General features: G+C 72.7%; 14 protein-coding genes and 1 riboswitch. Of the genes, 3 read left to right on the top strand and 11 right to left on the bottom strand.

Translation table 11 applies throughout. The annotated features are described in order from the left end of the window. Positions 1 to 16: 16 nt before the first annotated feature. Positions 17 to 988: a hypothetical protein gene (locus OG242_RS25100; RefSeq protein WP_405900292.1), complete on the bottom strand. Its 972-nt coding sequence runs from the start codon at positions 986 to 988 to the stop codon at positions 17 to 19. Between the two features lie 495 nt (positions 989 to 1,483). On the opposite strand from OG242_RS25100, the gene sepH reads away from it, so the two are divergent. Further along, complete coding sequence (sepH, locus tag OG242_RS25095) at positions 1,484 to 2,542, top strand: septation protein SepH (RefSeq protein WP_405900291.1); 1,059 nt, start codon at positions 1,484 to 1,486, stop codon at positions 2,540 to 2,542. Between the two features lie 76 nt (positions 2,543 to 2,618). Here sepH and OG242_RS25090 read toward each other — a convergent pair whose 3' ends face one another. After that, complete coding sequence (locus tag OG242_RS25090) at positions 2,619 to 3,449, bottom strand: sulfurtransferase (RefSeq protein WP_405900290.1); 831 nt, start codon at positions 3,447 to 3,449, stop codon at positions 2,619 to 2,621. A 229-nt stretch (positions 3,450 to 3,678) separates the two neighbouring features. Between OG242_RS25090 and OG242_RS25085 the strand changes: the two genes are divergently transcribed. After that, positions 3,679 to 4,455 carry a VOC family protein gene (locus OG242_RS25085; RefSeq protein ID WP_405900289.1) on the top strand — a complete coding sequence of 259 codons (777 nt, stop codon included), beginning with the start codon at positions 3,679 to 3,681 and terminating at the stop codon, positions 4,453 to 4,455. Positions 4,456 to 4,627: 172 nt separating this feature from the next. Here OG242_RS25085 and OG242_RS25080 read toward each other — a convergent pair whose 3' ends face one another. The 5 genes from OG242_RS25080 to OG242_RS25060 all read right to left on the bottom strand — a co-directional run bounded on the left by OG242_RS25080 (position 4,628) and on the right by OG242_RS25060 (position 11,344). Next, positions 4,628 to 5,227 carry a hypothetical protein gene (locus OG242_RS25080; protein ID WP_405900288.1) on the bottom strand — a complete coding sequence of 200 codons (600 nt, stop codon included), beginning with the start codon at positions 5,225 to 5,227 and terminating at the stop codon, positions 4,628 to 4,630. A gap of 421 nt (positions 5,228 to 5,648) precedes the next feature. Further along, the gene (locus tag OG242_RS25075) at positions 5,649 to 6,299 is read right to left on the bottom strand and encodes a thymidine kinase (RefSeq protein ID WP_405900287.1); all 651 of its coding nucleotides are present in this window, start codon (positions 6,297 to 6,299) and stop codon (positions 5,649 to 5,651) included. A gap of 57 nt (positions 6,300 to 6,356) precedes the next feature. Next, positions 6,357 to 7,547, bottom strand: coding sequence for an alkaline phosphatase family protein (locus OG242_RS25070; RefSeq protein WP_405900286.1), 1,191 nt, complete (start codon positions 7,545 to 7,547; stop codon positions 6,357 to 6,359). Then, positions 7,547 to 8,143, bottom strand: coding sequence for a DUF5998 family protein (locus OG242_RS25065; RefSeq protein ID WP_018520601.1), 597 nt, complete (start codon positions 8,141 to 8,143; stop codon positions 7,547 to 7,549). Before OG242_RS25065 ends, OG242_RS25070 begins: the two co-directional genes overlap by 1 nt. 90 nt (positions 8,144 to 8,233) lie before the next feature. After that, positions 8,234 to 11,344 (bottom strand): GNAT family N-acetyltransferase, encoded by a 3,111-nt coding sequence (locus OG242_RS25060; protein ID WP_405900285.1) that lies wholly within the window; start codon positions 11,342 to 11,344, stop codon positions 8,234 to 8,236. A gap of 174 nt (positions 11,345 to 11,518) precedes the next feature. Here OG242_RS25060 and OG242_RS25055 point away from each other — a divergent pair, with 174 nt between their 5' ends. Beyond that, positions 11,519 to 11,800 (top strand): HPr family phosphocarrier protein, encoded by a 282-nt coding sequence (locus OG242_RS25055; protein WP_018520603.1) that lies wholly within the window; start codon positions 11,519 to 11,521, stop codon positions 11,798 to 11,800. Positions 11,801 to 11,965: 165 nt separating this feature from the next. Here the strand turns inward: OG242_RS25055 and OG242_RS25050 are convergent, their stop codons facing one another. The 4 genes from OG242_RS25050 to OG242_RS25035 all read right to left on the bottom strand — a co-directional run bounded on the left by OG242_RS25050 (position 11,966) and on the right by OG242_RS25035 (position 16,897). Further along, on the bottom strand, positions 11,966 to 12,676 hold the full coding sequence (locus OG242_RS25050; RefSeq protein ID WP_405900284.1) for a GntR family transcriptional regulator: 711 nt from the start codon (positions 12,674 to 12,676) through the stop codon (positions 11,966 to 11,968). A gap of 205 nt (positions 12,677 to 12,881) precedes the next feature. Continuing rightward, entirely contained in the window at positions 12,882 to 13,715 is an 834-nt protein-coding gene (locus OG242_RS25045) for a M23 family metallopeptidase (RefSeq protein WP_405900283.1), read from the bottom strand. A 13-nt stretch (positions 13,716 to 13,728) separates the two neighbouring features. Next, positions 13,729 to 13,893: riboswitch (cyclic di-AMP (ydaO/yuaA leader) on the bottom strand. Positions 13,894 to 14,126: 233 nt separating this feature from the next. After that, positions 14,127 to 15,509, bottom strand: a complete 1,383-nt coding sequence (locus tag OG242_RS25040) for a M16 family metallopeptidase (RefSeq protein ID WP_405900282.1) — start codon at positions 15,507 to 15,509, stop codon at positions 14,127 to 14,129. 26 nt (positions 15,510 to 15,535) lie between these two features. After that, positions 15,536 to 16,897: a M16 family metallopeptidase gene (locus OG242_RS25035; RefSeq protein WP_405900281.1), complete on the bottom strand. Its 1,362-nt coding sequence runs from the start codon at positions 16,895 to 16,897 to the stop codon at positions 15,536 to 15,538. Positions 16,898 to 16,964 lie beyond the last annotated feature (67 nt).

Raw genomic sequence — 16,964 nt, 5'->3', positions numbered from 1 at the left:
CCCGGCATCCCCGGGTTCACTCCCCCGCGCCGGTTCCGTCCGGCGCGGGGGCGCTGTCGGTGGTCGTCGGGTCGGGCGCCGTGCTCTCGCCACCGTCGGTGGTGCTCGGAGTCGGCGTGGGCTCGGGCTTTACCGCGCCGCCCGCCGGGTCCGAGGGGGTGGGCGTGGGCGTCGCGCCTGCGGTGGGACCGCCGCTCCGCTCCGGCTGCGGGGCGGTGCTGTTGCCGTCCTGGCCGCCGGTGCCGGGGGTCGCCGTGCCGCTCTCGTCCTGCCCGCCGGGCTTCGTCCCGTCCCGGTCGGGGCCGGTGGTTTCGGCGGGCTCGGGCGTGGAAGGGCCGCTGTCGTGGCCACCGCGTACGACGGAGCCCACGGTCGTACCGTGTCCGCCGCTCAGGTCGTCGCCGGAGATCAGCTCGTACGTGGTGATGCCGGCCATCGAGACCGCGAACACCACCGCCGCACCGATGGCCGACCGCTTCCATCCGCGCAGCCGGGTGCCGTGCGTGGTCGCCTCGGAGAACGCCTCGTCCGGCACGGGGGACGTGGCGGGGCTCCGCAGCACGGTCGTCGCGTCCGGCTCCACGCGGCGCAGGAGCACCGTCTCGTCCGCCTGTACGTCCGCCCGGCGCAGCACCGTGGTGGCGTCGTCCACCGCTCCCAGCAGGACGGTCTCCGGCACGTGGGGCTCCGGCCGACGCGGGCCGGTCTCGCGGGCGTGAATGGTCACCTCGCGGTCCGGGTGCTTCACCTGGACGGTGACCTCGCGTATCTGCTCCCCCGTACGACGGAAGAAGTGCTGGAACACCGAGCCGCCGCAGGTGGCCACGACGCTCATGACGCCGGCCCCGGCGATCGTCCCGTACACGCCGAGCTGGGAAGCCGCCACGGCTGCCGCCACCGCCGCGACCGCGCTGCCCGCGACCTGGGGCAGGCTCAGATCGATCCGCCTCTCCTTGGGTTCTATGCCGCTTTCCGGCTTATGCACCATTTCCAGCCCTTGATTGACATCTCTCCCACCATGCACCAACTAGGGACACGTGAACGAAGCCGAAAGTTCCGGTTGCGTGGATTATGTGAAGCACGACACGGATCATGGGCAGGAGGCATCTGGAGGGGTAGGTCAACTCCCGCACCTCGCGAGAACTTCGGCGGCGCGGCGGTCCACCTACATGGCCCGAATGGAGTACTGTGGCGAGCCCTGGGGCCGGACTCCCGCGCGGGCGTCCGGAACCTTCGGGAGGGGGCCGAAGGAGGCACTCGATCCGGCGGCGCACGGCATCGCACGGCGGCCAGCTACACGGAGTGACCATCGGTCACTTTGTGTTGCGCAAAGGCTACCGTGGCATACCGGCGATCAAGGGCTCAGGCCCGACACGCCGGGCAACACGGCAATGTTGTGGCAGGCTGCACCCGGGCAGGCCACACTCGACTAGCGGAAGCAGCGACGCACGTGACGTCGGCAGGCACCACCCGGGAGGTCCCCATGCCCGAACTGCGTGTCGTGGCCGTCTCCAACGACGGCACACGACTGGTGCTCAAGGCTGCGGACAGCACGGAGTACACGCTTCCGATCGACGAGCGGCTGAGAGCCGCCGTGCGCAACGACCGCGCCCGGCTCGGCCAGATCGAGATCGAGGTGGAGAGCCACCTCCGCCCGCGCGACATCCAGGCACGGATACGAGCAGGCGCCTCCGCCGAGGAGGTCGCCCAGTTCGCCGGGATCCCCGTCGACCGTGTCCGCCGTTTCGAGGGCCCCGTACTCGCGGAGCGCGCCTTCATGGCCGAGCGGGCCCGGAAGACCCCCGTGCGCCGTCCCGGCGAGAACACCGGCCCCCAGCTCGGCGAGGCGGTGCAGGATCGGCTGCTGCTGCGCGGCGCCGACAAGGAGACCGTCCAGTGGGACTCCTGGCGCCGCGACGACGGCACCTGGGAGGTCCTCCTGGTGTACCGGGTCGCCGGTGAGCCGCACTCGGCGAGCTGGACGTACGACCCGCCGCGCCGGCTGGTCCAGGCCGTCGACGACGAGGCTCGTTCGCTGATCGGCGAGACGGACGAGGTCGCGGCGCCCGAGCCCAGCTTCCCGTTCGTCCCCCGGATCGCCCGGCTGCCGCGCGACCGGCCGCTGGACCGTGCACTGGACCGGCAGATCGAGCGCCCGGCACCGCCGCCGCCCCCGGAGCCGGAGGAGCGGATCGCCGGGGTGACCGCGAGCGAGCGCGATTCGCTCACCAGCCTGCTGGAGGCCGTCCCGAGCTTCCGCGGCGACATGGTCGTACCGGAGCGGCCGGCTCCGCCCGAGCCGCCGTCGATCGAGCCCGCGGCGCAGGAGCCGGAGGCCGAGGAGTCGCCGGCCGCCTCTGCGGGTGCGGGCTCCGCGTACGCCGACGTACTGATGCCGCGTGCGGTCGCCGGTCACCGCGACCGGCTGACCGGGACGACGGACCGGCAGGCCGAGGCGGACGGGGTCCGGCCCGGGCGCCGGGCGGCAGTGCCCAGCTGGGACGAGATCGTCTTCGGCACGCGCCGCAAGAAGCAGGACTAGAGAAGGACCCGCCGGCATGACAGGGGCCCGTACGCGAGCGCGTACGGGCCCCTGCGCGTCGCGCGACGGCGTGCCGTTACCGCGGGTCGGGTCCGGTGGCGACCGGGCGCGACTCGTCGGCGGACCAGTGCGACCAGGAGCCCGCGTAGAGGGCGGCCCGGTGCCCGGCGAGCTCCAGCGCCAGCACCTGCTGGGCCCCGGAGACGCCCGATCCGCAGTAGACGCCGACCTCCGCCGTGTCGCCGTCGACGCCGAGCCCGGTGAACCGGGCGGCCAGGCGCTCGGCGCCCAGGAAGCGTCCGTCCGCGTCCACGTTCTCGCCGGTCGGGGCGGAGACCGCGCCGGGGATGTGGCCGCCGACCCGGTCGATGGGCTCGACGTCTCCCCGGTAGCGCTCGGCCGCCCGCGCGTCGAGCAGGACACCCGAGCGGGCCAGGGCCGCGGCGCCGTCCGCGTCCAGCAGTGGCAGCGCGCCCGGCGCGGGCACGAAGTCGCCCTCCGCGGGGTCCGGGGTCTCCTTCGACAGCTCCCCCGTCCAGGCCGCGAGCCCGCCGTCCAGCACCCGGACATCACGGTGCCCCGCCCAGCGCAGCAGCCACCAGGCGCGCGCCGCGGCCCAGCCCTGACCGCCGTCGTAGACGACGACCGGGCTGTCCTTCCGTACCCCGGAACGGCGCATGGCCGCGCCGAAGGCCGCCGGGTCGGGCAGGGGGTGGCGGCCGCCGCCGCCCGCCGGACCGGCCAGTTCCGTGTCGAGGTCGACGAAGACAGCACCGGGCATGTGCCCCGCCTCGTAGTCGGGCCGGCCGTGCGGACCGCCGAGCTGCCAACGTACGTCGAGGAGCACCGGGGGACGCGGCCCCGCCAGTTCGCTCGCACATTCGGATGCGGAGATGATGGGCTTCATGCGTGCCATCCTCGCGCAGACGCCTGGCTGCCCGTAACAACGGCGAGGACGCCATACCATGACAAACCGGGCTTCCTGTGGCGAGATCCCGGAAAGGACGGCGCGGCCGGAGGGCATCCCACGGCCGGTGGTGCAAGCATCTGCACGGGGCGTACCCGCTCGCACCGCACCACGGCGCGCCGGCCCCGTTTTCCCGTACGGCCACCACGATGGTCCGAGGAGAGTGACGATGACCGAGGCTGCCGCTCGGCGTACACCCGGAACACCTTGCTGGGTGAGTCTGATCGTGCACGGCCTGCGCACGACCCAGAACTTCTACGCCGAACTGTTCGGCTGGGAGTTCGCCCCGGGCCCCGAGCAGCTCGGCCCGTACGTACGGGCGCTGATCGACGGGAAGGAGGTCGCGGGCATCGGGCAGCTGCCGCCGGACCGCCACCTCCCGATCGCCTGGACGACCTACCTGGCCACCGATGATGCGGACCAGACGGCGGAGGCCATCCGGGCCTGCGGCGGCACCGTCGGCGTCGGACCGCTGGACGCGGGCGAGGCGGGCCGCATGGCCATCGCGTCCGACCCGGGCGGAGCCGTCTTCGGTATCTGGCAGGCCGCCGCGCACACCGGCACCGCGCTGGCCGGGCGGCCCGGCACCCCGGTCTGGAACGAGCTGGTGACCCGGGAGACGTCGACGGTCGCCAAGTTCTACCAGGCGGTCTTCGGCTACGAGACCAAGGCCGTCGTCTCGGCGGACTTCGACTACCAGACCCTGCACATCCAGGGGCGCCCGGTGGCCTCGCTGCACGGCGTCGGCCACGCCCTGCTGCGCGACCGGGGACCGCACTGGATGACGTACTTCGAGGTGACCGACACGGACGAGGCCGCGCAGCAGGTGGCGGAGCTCGGCGGGCAGGTCCTGAGCCCGCCGAGGGAGGGCCCGAGCGGCAGGGTCGCGACGGTCGCGGACCCGGAGGGCGCGGTGTTCACGATCCAGCGGTCGACGCGACAGTAAGCCCGCGGCGGGCGCACCCGTCACACGACGGTGGCGGCGGGGCACGGAGCCCGCACCCGTAAAGGGCGAGGCGTGACCGCAGCCGACGCCCCGCCCTGTGCCTGGTGGCACGTGCGGGGCGCGGTTCACCGGACATCCGCCCGGAATCACGCCTCGCACGGTCAGCCGACGGTCACAGCGCCTTCAGGTAGTACTTGGTCCCGAAGCTTCCGCTGGTCGAACAGTCCAGAGTGGACTGCGTGTTCGTGTACGTGTAACCGGACGGCACCGTACAGGCCCACAGGCCGGTCTTCGGAGTCTGCAGGTAGTACTTGGTCCCGAAGCTCCCGCTGGTCGAACAGTCCAGAGTGGACTGCGTGTTCGAGTACGTGTAACCGGACGGCACCGTACAGGCCCACAGGCCGGTCTTCGGAGTCTGCAGGTAGTACTTGGTCCCGAAGCTCCCGCTGGTCGAACAGTCCAGAGTGGACTGGGTGTTCGAGTACGTGAAGCCGGAAGCGGTAGAACAGGCCCAGAGGCCGTTCGTGGGCGGCTGTACGTAGTACTTGGTGTGGAACCCGCCGCCTGTCGAGCAGTCCAGGGTGGACTGCGTGTTCGTATACACGTAACCGGACGGCACCGTGCAGGACCAGAAGGCGGCAGCCGCGACGCCGGACGAGGATTCGGGTGCGGCGTCGTCCGGTGCGGCCGACGCGGGGGCGATGACGGCGCCGAGCAGGGCGACAGCGCCTACGACACTGAGCAGCAACATCCGCAATTTCGATGGCGCCATGAGCTTGAGTACTCCTTGGTCATCCCACGGACAGAACCAACGGGTGGGGGGGTCGGCCGAGGTCTGGCCCGTGCCCGGCCGCCGAATCGTGTGCACGCCGGAATGCTGTCAGCTGCGGTCATGGGCGGCAATGGGCCCCTTCGGCCCCCGCCATGATCCAGCCGTCCGACGCACAGCTCCGGCCTGCCCCTCCGTACGAGAACGTAAGTGCGGCACTGGCTCCACAGCCGGCCGCAGTGGCCGAAAACCCGCCCGCGTCAGCAATCGGGGTGCCTGGAAGACCGGAGGCACGTTCTGACAGCCGCCCTTGCCCGGCTCAGTAACGCTGTCTTCGAATGCGGATGGCTCCCCCTGGGTCGTCCGTGATTCGGGTCACCGCCACCAGTCCCGCGGGCGCCGACGGCCGATGACGGTGCGGCACTCAGGCGGAGGCGACCGGCAGGACGTCCGGAGAGAGAGCGGCGGCACGCGCGGCGGCGCTCGTCATACGGCGGCGGTGGTGGCGGCGGCAGAGCACCTCGTAACCGACCTCGCCCGCCGGGCGGTTCACATCGCCGACGACGACCTGCGCGCCCTCGACGACCATTTCGCCGTCTATGGTCCGGGCGTTGTGCGTGGCGCGGGCACCGCACCAGCAGAGGGCCTCGACCTGGAGCTGTTCGATCCGGTCCGCCAGCTCCACCAGTCGCTGCGAGCCGGGGAACAGGCGGGTGCGGAAGTCCGTCGTGATGCCGAACGCGAAGACGTCCATCTCCAGGTCGTCCACGACCCGGGCCAGCTGGTCGATCTGTGCCGGGGCCAGGAACTGCGCCTCGTCCACGATCACGTAGTCGACCCGGCTCCCCTTGGACAGCTGGGCGACGAGATACGCGTAGAGGTCCATGCCCTCGTCCGCCTCGACCGCCTCGGTGACGAGGCCGAGACGGGAGGACAGCTTCCCCTCCCCCGCCCGGTCGTCCCGGGTGAAGATGACGCCCTGCAGGCCCCGGGCCGAGCGGTTGTGGCCGATCTGGAGGGCCAGGGTGCTCTTGCCGCAGTCCATCGTCCCGGAGAAGAACACAAGCTCGGGCATGAGGGGTTGAGCACCTTTCGGGACGGGAAGCGAGAGCGGCTGAGCGGAGCGGAACGGCTAGGAGCGTACTTCGAGGAGCGGGACGAACTGCTCGACGGGGGTCATGGAACCGTGCATGCCGACCATGGCCGACTCATGCGGTTCGTTGCGCGAGGCGATGATCACCACGTCGTCGTGGGCGGCCGCGACCACGTCACCGATCCTGCCGTACACCCGCTCGTCGATCGTGGGGCCGAACCAGCCCGCCGCGACGGCCTCGTCCCGGCTCGCCACCCAGAACTGCTCGCCCAGCACCTCACGCCAGACGGCCAGCACGTCGGACGCCGCGCCCGGGACGGCGTACACGTGCCGGGCACGGCCCTCGCCGCCGAGCAGCGCGACGCCGGCGCCCAGCTCCCAGTCCTCGTCGAAGTCGATCCGGGACTGCTCGTCGAACGGGATGTCGATCATGCCGTGGTCGGCGGTGATGTAGAGCGCCGAGCGCGGCGGAAGCTGCTCGGCCAGGCGGCGGGCCAGCCCGTCGACGTACATCAGCTGTCCGCGCCAGGCGTCGGAGTCCATGCCGAAGCGGTGGCCCTTGCCGTCGACCTCGCTGTAGTACGTGTAGACGAGCGAGCGGTCGCCGGCGGCGAGCCGCTCGGCGGCGGTGTCCATCCGTTCCTCGCCGCTGAGCCGGCCGAGGAAGGAGCCGCCGCTGAGCGCGACCTTGGTCAGCGGGGTCTGCTCGAAGGCGGGGGCGGAGACCTGGGCGGTGCGCACACCGGCCGCGTCGGCGAGCTGGAAGAGGGTGGGGTGGGGCTGCCAGGCCTTCGGCGGGGTCCACGGGTTCCAGCGGAGCTGGTTCATCAGCTCGCCGGTCTCGGGGTTACGGACCGTGTAACCGGGAAGACCGTGCTCGCCGGGCGGCAGGCCGGTGCCGACGGAGGCCAGCGAGGTCGCCGTGGTGGCCGGGAAGCCCGCCGTGATCGGGCGGCCGGTGCCGCCGCGCGAGGTCGGCAGCAGCGAGTGCAGGAACGGGGCCTCGTCCGGGTGCGCCTTTATCTGCTCCCAGCCGAGGCCGTCGATCAGGAAGACGCAGTTGCGGTCGGCGGGGGTGAGTTCACCGATGGACGCGCCGAAGCCGGGCACTTCCTGACCCGCGAGCAGGGTCGGCAGCAGATCGGCGAGCGAGCCGCTGCCGTACTCCGGGACGGGCGCGGAGTCGACGGACAGCGGGACGAAGTCGTCCTGCCAGGCCGGCTGGGCCATCAGCGGCCGGCCGCGGGGGTCGCGGCCGTGGCCTCGGAGAGCGCCTGGGCGAAGGCGAGGGTCTGACGCACGGTGTCCGGGCCGTCGCCGGCCTCGCTGACCCGCAGGCTCAGGTCGTCGGCGGTGGTGCTGCCGGTGTAGCCGTGGTCGGCCTCGCAGTTGGGGTCGCCGCAGGCGGCGGGCTCCAGGTCGATGCGGGAGACCGCGCCCCAGCCGATGGTCAGGACGACCTCGCGGGGCAGCGTGCCCGGGACGTACTTCTCCGGGTTGGCGACGACGCGGCTGACCACGACAGAGGAGATCCGGTCGAGCTTGACCGACTCGGTGGAGGTGGTGGCGTACGGCGACGGGGAGCTGGTGTCGGCGTTCTGCTCGTCGGTGTGGCTGACGATGAAGCGGGTGTCCGTGAGCACCAGCACCGTGACGTGCCGGCGCACCTCGTTGGAGTCGAAGGTCGTCTCCTGGTGCACCAGGTACGAAGCGACCGGCTCACCGCCCACGGCGGCCTCCACCGCCTCGGCCACGAGGGCCGGGTAGTAGCCGCTGCGCTCGATCGCCGCGCGCAGCCCCTGGGTCGTCGTACCGGTCTTAGCCATGGGACCCATCCTACGGGGGCCAGGTGGCTGCCGGGGACGCCGCTGCGCGCCCGCGCGGGGCGGTCCAGAGGGAAGCGAGCGGGGGCGCGGTCAGTAGTTGGCCAGGCGGCGGGGGCCGAGGTCGGTCCGGGCCGGGGGCGGCGAGAGACGGACGCTCGCCCCGAGCACGGAGATCCCCTGCGGGGCGACAACGACCGGTTCCAGGGCGATGGAGACCACTTCGGGGTGGTCGTCGACCAGCCGGGAGACCCGCAGCAGCAGTTCCTCCAGCGCGTCGGTGTCCACGGGCGCCGCGCCGCGCCAGCCGAACAGGACCGGGGCCGCGCGGATGGACCGGACGAGCTCCGCGGCGTCACGGTCGGTGGCCGGGACCAGGCGGTGGGCGGTGTCGCCGAGCAGTTCGGAGGGCGCGCCCGCCAGCCCGAAGGAGAGCACGGCGCCCGCGGCCGGGTCGATGGTGGCCCGCACAACCGTGTCGACGCCGCGTGGCGCCATGGCCTGGACGACGGGCCGCAGCTCCGCGGGCTTGCCGAGCAGTTCGGTCAGATCGCCGTACGCGCGGCGCAGCGCGGCCTCGCTGTCGAGGTCCAGGCGTACGCCGCCGAGGTCGGCCCGGTGGCGCAGGTGGGGGGCGGTCGTCTTCAGGGCTACCGGGTAGCCGAGCCGGGCGGCCGCGGCCACCGCCTCCTCCGGGCCGGGGGCAGGCAGCGTGGGGCGGACGGCGATGCCGTAGCAGGCGAGCAGTTCGCGGGCCTCGTCGTGGCCGAGCGGCCGGCCGCGCGGGTCGGGGTCCTTGCCGAGCAGTGCGTCGATGCGGGCGGCGGCGCCCTGGGGATCGATGGTGTCGTCGAGGAAGTCGGGCACCTTCCCGGGCACCGCCGCCTGGCGCCGCCACTGCGCGTACCGCACGGCCTCGGCGAGCGCCCGCACGGCGCGCTCGGCAGCGGGGTAGGCGGGGATGCGACCGATGCGGGGGGCGTTCTGGGGGACGCCGGGGGCCTCGGGGGTGCCGTCCGGGGCAGAGGTGCCGTCCGCGCCGACGGGCTGTGCGGCGCCGGACGGCGGGGCTGTGGTCGGCACGTGCGTTCGGAACGCGCCGTTCGTAGCGGGGAACGTCGGTGTCGGAGCAGCAGCGTTCGTGGCGGCGGACGGCTTGGGCGCCCGGGCGCCGGACGGCTTGGGCGCCGGGGCGCCGGTGTACGGGGCGCCGGTGTCCGGGGCGCCGGTGTACGGGGCGCTCGGCGACGCGGCGGGCGCCCCCGTCGCACCGGCCGCCGTCGTCCCCTGCGCCGCCGCGAAGGGCTGCGTGGCCGGGCGCTGCTGGGACACCGTGCTGGTGGCGGCGGACAACGCCTCCGCCAGGCCGCCGATCTCCACGTGCACCACGGCGACCGGCTTGGCCGGTCCGGCGGCGGCCGCCGTGTGCAGGGCGGTGGCCAGGACCTCGCCGTCGCCCGGTTCCGCCTCGCCGTTCTCGCCCACCCAGGGGATCGCCGTGACGATCACGGCGTCGCATCCCCCGTCCGCCAGGGCGGCCGACAGCGCGTCCCGGAAGTCCTGCGGGGTCGCGGACGTGGTGAGGTCGATGGGCGGGCGCGGCCGCAGCCCCTCGGCCAGGCAGACGTCGTACGTGAGGAGCCCGAGGGATTCGGAGTTGCCGAGGATCGCGACGCGTCCGCCCGCGGGAAGCGGCTGGTCGGCGAGGAGCAGTCCGGCGTCGACCATCTCCGTGACCGTGTCGACGCGGATGACGCCCGCCTGCCGCATCAGCGCGGAGACGGTCGAGTCGGGGATGCGGCTGATGGGTACGGCGTGGCCGGGCGGGGTGGAGCCGCTGTGCCGGGCGCCCTTGACCACGACCACGGGCTTCACGGCGGCGGTGCGGCGGGCGAGCCGGGTGAACTTGCGGGGGTTGCCCAGCGACTCCAGGTAGAGCAGGGCGACGTCGGTGTCCGGGTCGTCGTGCCAGTACTGGAGGAAGTCGTTGCCGGAGATGTCGGCGCGGTTGCCGGCCGAGATGAAGGTGGAGAGGCCCGCGCCGCGCCGGTAGAGGCCGGAGAGCAGGGCGATGCCGATGGCGCCGGACTGGGTGAACAGACCGATGCGGCCGGAGGCGGGCCGTTCCGGGGCGAGCGAGGCGTTGAGCCGGACCTCCTCGGAGTTGTTGATGATGCCGAAGGCGTTGGGCCCGATGATCCGCATGCCGTACGAGCGGGCTTGGCGGACCAGTTCGCGCTGGCGCTCGCGGCCCTCGGCGCCCCACTCGGCGTAACCGGCGGAGAGGACGACCAGCCCCTGGACGCCGTGTTCGCCGCAGTCCGCGACGGCCTCCGGGACCCGGTCGGCGGGGACAGCCACGACCGCGAGGTCGACCGGCTCGCCGATCTCGCCCAGGGAGCGGTGCGCGGGGGCCCCGTCGATGGTGTCCTGGCCGGCTTCGAGGGCGCTGTTCACCGCGTGGACACGGCCGGTGAAGCCCGCGCCGAGGAGGTTGCGCAGGACGGTGCGGCCGACGCCGCCGGGGTTGCGGCCGGCTCCGATGACGGCGACGGAGCCGGGGGCGAGCAGCCGCTGCACGGACTTGGCCTCGGCGCGCTGTTCACGGGCGCGCTGGACGGCGAGGGACTCGGCGGTGGGTTCGAGGTCCAGGGTGAGGTGGACGGAGCCGTCCTCGAAGCTGCGCCGCTGGGTGTAGCCCGCGTCCCGGAACACCTTGATCATCTTGGTGTTGGCGGGCAGCACCTCGGCGGCGAAGCGCCGGATGCCGCGCTCGCGGGCGACGGCCGCGATGTGTTCGAGCAGGGTGGAGGCCACGCCCCGGCCCTGGTGGGCGTCCTGGACGAGGAAGGCGACCTCGGCCTCGTCCGCGGGGGCCGAGGCGGGGCGGCCGGTCGCGTCGATCCGGTCGTAGCGGACGGTGGCGATGAACTCGCCGCCCACCGTGACGGCCAGGCCCACCCTGTCGACGTAGTCGTGATGGGTGAAGCGGCGGACGTCCTTGGCGGAGAGCCGGGGGTAGGGCGCGAAGAAGCGGTAGTACTTCGACTCGTCGGAAACCTGCTCGTAGAAGCTGACGAGGCGCTCGGCATCGTCCGTGGTGATCGGCCTGATCCGCGCGGTGCCGCCGTCGCGGAGCACCACGTCCGCCTCCCAGTGATCGGGGTAGGCGTGATGCGGACTCTGCTCCGGAGAGGGCTGCATGGGCCAAGCCTACGGCCGTCGCACCGGTCGCGGGGGCGCCGGGGCGGGGGCAGTCTGGGGTGTCCGGACGACCGTGGGCACGGGCCTAGGGAGGGCCCGCGGGTCGGCCCCGGAGCATCGCGCACCACATGAGACACTGGTCTAGACAACCATTGATTCGTGAAGGGCAGAACCATGGCTGAGCGCCGCGTAAACGTCGGTTGGGCCGAGGGCCTGCACGCCCGCCCCGCTTCCATCTTCGTCCGTGCCGCTACGGCCTCCGGCGTTCCCGTCACCATCGCCAAGGCGGACGGCAACCCGGTGAACGCGGCCTCCATGCTCGCGGTGCTCGGCCTCGGCGCCCAGGGTGGCGAGGAGATCGTGCTCGCGTCCGAGGCGGACAACGCCGAGGCCGCGCTGGACCGTCTGGCCAAGCTGGTCGCCGAGGGTCTGGAAGAGCTCCCGGAGACCGTCTGAGCCCGAGCGGTCACAACCGCCGGAATTCTCGCGGCAAAGCCGCGGCCCCCTGCATGGGGCGCCGCGGCTTTTGCGTATGTGCGCCGACGCGACGACCGGACCGAATAACCCGCGACGCTTTTACGGTTTTTACGCGGGCCCTTATTTATTTGTACGCGACCTTTGTTAATTCCGGCCGCTCGCGGTGTTTACGGCACGTTGCGAAGTCCTCACGCGGCCGGCCCGGGGCACGGTGGCGGAGGTGGGCCGGGCGGCGCGGCGCAGCCGGTGCGCGGCGCCCTGGCGTTCGGCGAGCTGCATGGCCAGGGCCCTCGCCCGCTCTGCGTCGCCGCGCGCCACGGCGTCCACGAGCGCCCCGTGCTCCGCCCACGCCTCGACCGGGCGGGCCGGCTGGTCGACCGCGTACATCCAGGCGATCTTGTGGCGCAGCTGGGTGAGCAGGGCGATGAGGCCGGGGCTGCCCGAGGCCTGGGCCAGCGTCTCGTGGAACCAGCCGGCGAGGGAGCGCAGGTCCTCGCCCTCGCCCCGGCGGGCCCGCTCCTGGCCGAGCCGGACCAGGCCGCGCAACACCTTGAGGTGGGCCTCCGTCCGGCGCTGGGCCGCGCGGGCGGCGCTCAGCGGTTCCAGCAGCTTGCGGACCTCCAGGAGATCGGCGGCCTCCTGCTCCGACGGCTCGGCGACGCAGGCCCCGGCGTGTCTCCGGGTGACGACGAAGCCCTCGGACTCCAGGGTGCGCAGCGCTTCCCGTACCGGGACGCGGGAGACCCCGTAACGCCGTGCGAGCACCTCCTCGGTGAGCCGGCTGCCGCGTTCGAAAACACCGGAAACGATGTCGTCACGGATTGCCGTGCATACCGAATGCGCCGGAACACGCATGTCCGAACCTCCGTCTCAATCCCCGCGAACAGCGGCCGATCGACACCTCTGCCATGACTCTATTGCAATGCGCTCGCATTTCCGATGCCGGGCGAGAATTCATGAATATCTTTTGGTTACGGCCGAGCGGGGCGGGCTGGGCGGTACGGGTACGGCGAAGGCCCCGGCGGGATGCCGGGGCCTTCGCCGGGGAGCCTGCGAACGGTCAGACGGTGACGCCGTGGGCGCGCAGGTAGGCGACCGGGTCCATGTCGGAGCCGTAGGAGGGCGTGGTCCGGGCCTCGAAGTGGAGGTGCGGGCCGGTGGAGTTCCCGGTGGAGCCGGAGAGTCCGATCTGGCGGCCGGCCGCGACCTCTTGGCCGACGGAGACGCCGATCGACGAGAGGTGGCCGTACTGGGTGTACGTGCCGTCCGTCATCCGGAGCACGATGTTGTTGCCGTACGCCCCGCCCCAGCCCGCCTCGACGACCGTACCGGCGCCGACGGCGACGACGGAGCTGCCGGAGGCGGCGTGGAAGTCGATGCCGGAGTGGCTGCCGGACGACCAGAGCGAGCCGCTGGACTTGTAGCCGGTGGTCACGTACGAGCCGGCGACGGGGAGCCCGTAGGTGCCGCCCAGAGCGGTGCGGGTGATGGAGCGGCCGGCGCGTCCGGAGGCCTCGCGTGCGGCCTGGGCCTTCGCCTTGGCCGCCGCCTTGACCTTCGCCGCCTTGGCGGCGGCCTGCTTCTTCGCGGTCTCGGCCTTCTTCACGGCCTTCGCCTTGGCGGCCGCCTTCTTCTCGGCGGCGTCGGCGAGGTGCTGCTGCGCGGCGGCCTGGGCCTCGATCCGGTCGGCGAGGGTCTTCTCGATGGTGAGGATCTGGGAGAGCCCGGTCTCGGTGGCGGCGGGGGCCGTTCCCGCGTCGGCGGCGAGGGCCGGTGAGGCCAGCGATCCGACGACGCCGGTGGTGGCGAGGGTCGCGATGCCGACGGCCTTGGCGCCGGTACGCGTCAGACGGCTCGGGGCACGGTGCTTCCCGGTGGCACGGGTGAACGCCATGGGGTGGCTGGTCCTTTCCTTCCTTCTCGCCTACCGGGTTAGCTGACGGGTTCGGAGCAGGAAGGTCTCCTACGGACGCCTCGCCCCGGGGGGCGCCGGCATCCGATTCACCCCAGGGACTGCGTGGGTCCCCGGCTCCCCGGGCTCGCGCCGGACGGGGACTCGGCGATGGCTGCCCGGTACGTCACGGATGCGGCGTACGAGTGGCGGACAGCGGACCCGACGCTAAGCGGCCGGACTTCCCGTCACCAAACGGGCACGGGGTTTTGTAGCGCATCCCACAGGGCGAATCATCATATAGCGCTCAAATCAGCCACATAGAGGGCAAACGGGTCCAGTCATGCGGGGAGGCTCCGGCGCAACCACGCGCCGGAGCCTCCCCGTTGCCCGTCCGAGGGGCGAAGTGACCGGTCAGCCGGTGACGACCGACACCTCACCGATCCCGAGGGCCCGGACCGGCTCCTCGATGCGGGAGGCGTCGCCGACCAGGACCGTGACCAGCCGGTCCACCGGGAAGGCGTTGACCGCGGCCGCGGTCGCCTCCACCGTGCCGGTCTCGGCGAGGCGGGCGTACAGCGTCGCCTGATAGTCGTCCGGAAGGTGCTGCTCCACCTGGTCGGCGAGGGTGCCCGCGACGGAGGCGGCCGTCTCGAACTTCAGCGGCGCCACCCCCACGAGGTTCTGCACGGCCGTCTCGCGCTCGGCGTCCGTCAGGCCCTCGGCGGCCAGCGTCCGCAGGACCTTCCAGAGGTCGTCCAGGGCCGGGCCGGTGGACTCGGTGTCCACGGAGCCGCTGATGGCCAGCATCGCGGCGCCCGTCGCGCCCGAGGCGGAGTCCGCGGCGCTGGAGCGGAGCACCTGGGCGAAGGCCCGCACGCCGTAGGTGTAGCCCTTCTCCTCGCGCAGGACCCGGTCGAGCCGGGAGGTGAGCGTGCCGCCCAGGCAGTAGGTCCCGAGGACCTGGGCCGGCCACACGCTGTCGTGGCGGTCGGCGCCGATGCGGCCGATCAGCAGCTGGGTCTGCACCGCACCCGGGCGGTTCACGATGATCACGCGGCCGGTGTCGTCGGCCGTGATCGGCGGGGCGGGGCGGGGCTCGGCGGTGTTCCCGGACCAGTCACCGAGGGTCTCGGCGAGCAGGGCGTCCAGGTCGATGCCGGTGAGGTCGCCGACGACCACGGCGGTCGCGGCGGACGGGCGGATGTGCGCATCGTAGAAGGCGCGCACGGCCGCGGTGTCGATGCGCTCGATGGTCTTCTCGGTGCCCAGGCGCGGGCGCGACATGCGGGCCGTGGCCGGGAACAGCTCCTTGGAGAGCTGCTTTGCCGCGCGGCGGGCCGGGTTGGCCTGCTCGTGCGGGATCTCGTCCAGCCGGTTGCGCACCAGCCGCTCGATCTCGCTGTCCGCGAAGGCCGGTGCCCGCAGCGCCTCGGCGACCAGGCCGAGCGCCTTGGCCAGCCGGGAGGCCGGGACCTCCAGGGACACCCGGACGCCGGGGTGGTCGGCATGGGCGTCGAGGGTCGCGCCGCACCGCTCCAGCTCGGCGGCGAACTCCTCGGCACTCTGCTTGTCGGTGCCCTCGGACAGGGCGCGGGACATGATCGTGGCCACGCCGTCCAGGCCCTCGGGCTCGGCGTCCAGCGGGGCGTCGATGAAGATCTCCACAGCGATGACCTGCTGGCCGGGGCGGTGGCAGCGCAGCACGGTCAGCCCGTTGGGCAGAGAGCCGCGCTCGGGCGCGGGGAAGGCCCAGGGGCGCGCCACGCCGGGAGCGGGCTGGGGGTGGTACTGCATCGAAACTTCAGTCGCGGCAGCGTCGGTCACTGGTCCGCCCCTTCGTGCGCGTCGGTGTCGGTGGCGGCCTCGGCCTCTTCGGCGGGCTCGACCGGTTCGTAGACCAGGACCGCCCGGTTGTCGGGCCGCAGCTGGGCCCGCGCGGCCGCCTTGACCTCCTCGGCGGTGATGTCGAGGACCCGGTTCACGGCGGTCAGCGCGAGCTGGGGATCGCCGAACAGCACCGCGTACCTGCACAGTTCGTCGGCGCGGCCCGAGACCGTGCCGAGCCGGTCGAGCCACTCACGCTCCAACTGGGCCTGGGCGCGCTCCATCTCCTCGGGCGTAGGGCCTTCCTCGGCGAACCGGGCCAGCTCCTCGTCGACCGCGGTCTCGATCTCGGCCACCTCGACGCCGCCCGACGTCTTGACGTCCAGCCAGCCCAGGGAGGGCGCGCCGGCGAGCCGGAGCAGTCCGAACCCGGCAGCCACCGCCGTACGGTCGCGCCGGACCAGGCGGTTGTGCAGGCGGGAGGACTCGCCGCCGCCCAGCACGGTCAGGGCGAGGTCCGCCGCGTCGCACTCGCGGGTGCCGTCGTGGGGCAGCCGGTAAGCGGCCATCAGGGCGCGTGCCGGCACCTCCTCGCGGACCTCCTCGCGCAGCTGGCCGCCCATGATCGGGGGCAGCGCGCCGTCGCGCGGCGGCTGCTTGCCGTCGTGGGAGGGGATGGAGCCGAAGTACTTCTCGATCCAGGCGAGGGTCTGCTCGGGGTCGATGTCGCCGACGACCGACAAGACGGCGTTGTTCGGCGCGTAGTACGTACGGAAGAAGGCGCGGGCGTCCTCGAGGGTCGCCGCGTCCAGGTCGGCCATGGAACCGATCGGGGTGTGGTGGTACGGGTGGTCTTCGGGGTAGGAGAGAGCGGTCAGCCGCTCGAACGCGGTGCCGTACGGGACGTTGTCGTAGCGCTGGCGGCGCTCGTTCTTGACGACGTCGCGCTGGTTCTCCATGGACTCCTCGTCGAGCGCGGCGAGCAGCGAGCCCATCCGGTCGGCCTCGAGCCACAGGGCCAGCTCCAGCTGGTGCGTGGGCATCGTCTCGAAGTAGTTGGTCCGCTCGAAACTGGTGGTGCCGTTGAGCGAGCCGCCGGCGCCCTGCACCAGCTCGAAGTGCCCGTTCCCCTTGACCTGTCCGGAGCCCTGGAACATCAGGTGCTCGAAGAGGTGGGCCAGGCCCGTGCGGCCCTTGACCTCGTGGCGCGAGCCGACGTCGTACCAGAGGCAGACCGCCGCGACCGGGGTCAGATGGTCCTCGGAGAGCACCACGCGCAGGCCATTGGCCAGACGGTGCTCGGTCGCTGTCAGGCCGCCGGAGCCGGCCTGGGCGGTGGCCGTGTGACCCATGGGCATGTACGTCCCTTCGATCGCGCTACTGGATGTCCATATGAAGAAGCCGCTGCGGGAAGCTGCTTCGAGA

Origin of the sequence: Streptomyces sp. NBC_00727 (assembly GCF_045161745.1) — a bacterium.
GTDB lineage: Bacteria > Actinomycetota > Actinomycetes > Streptomycetales > Streptomycetaceae > Streptomyces.
The sequence above is the reverse complement of the archived record's forward strand: the minus strand, read 5'-3'. Positions and strand labels throughout refer to the sequence as shown.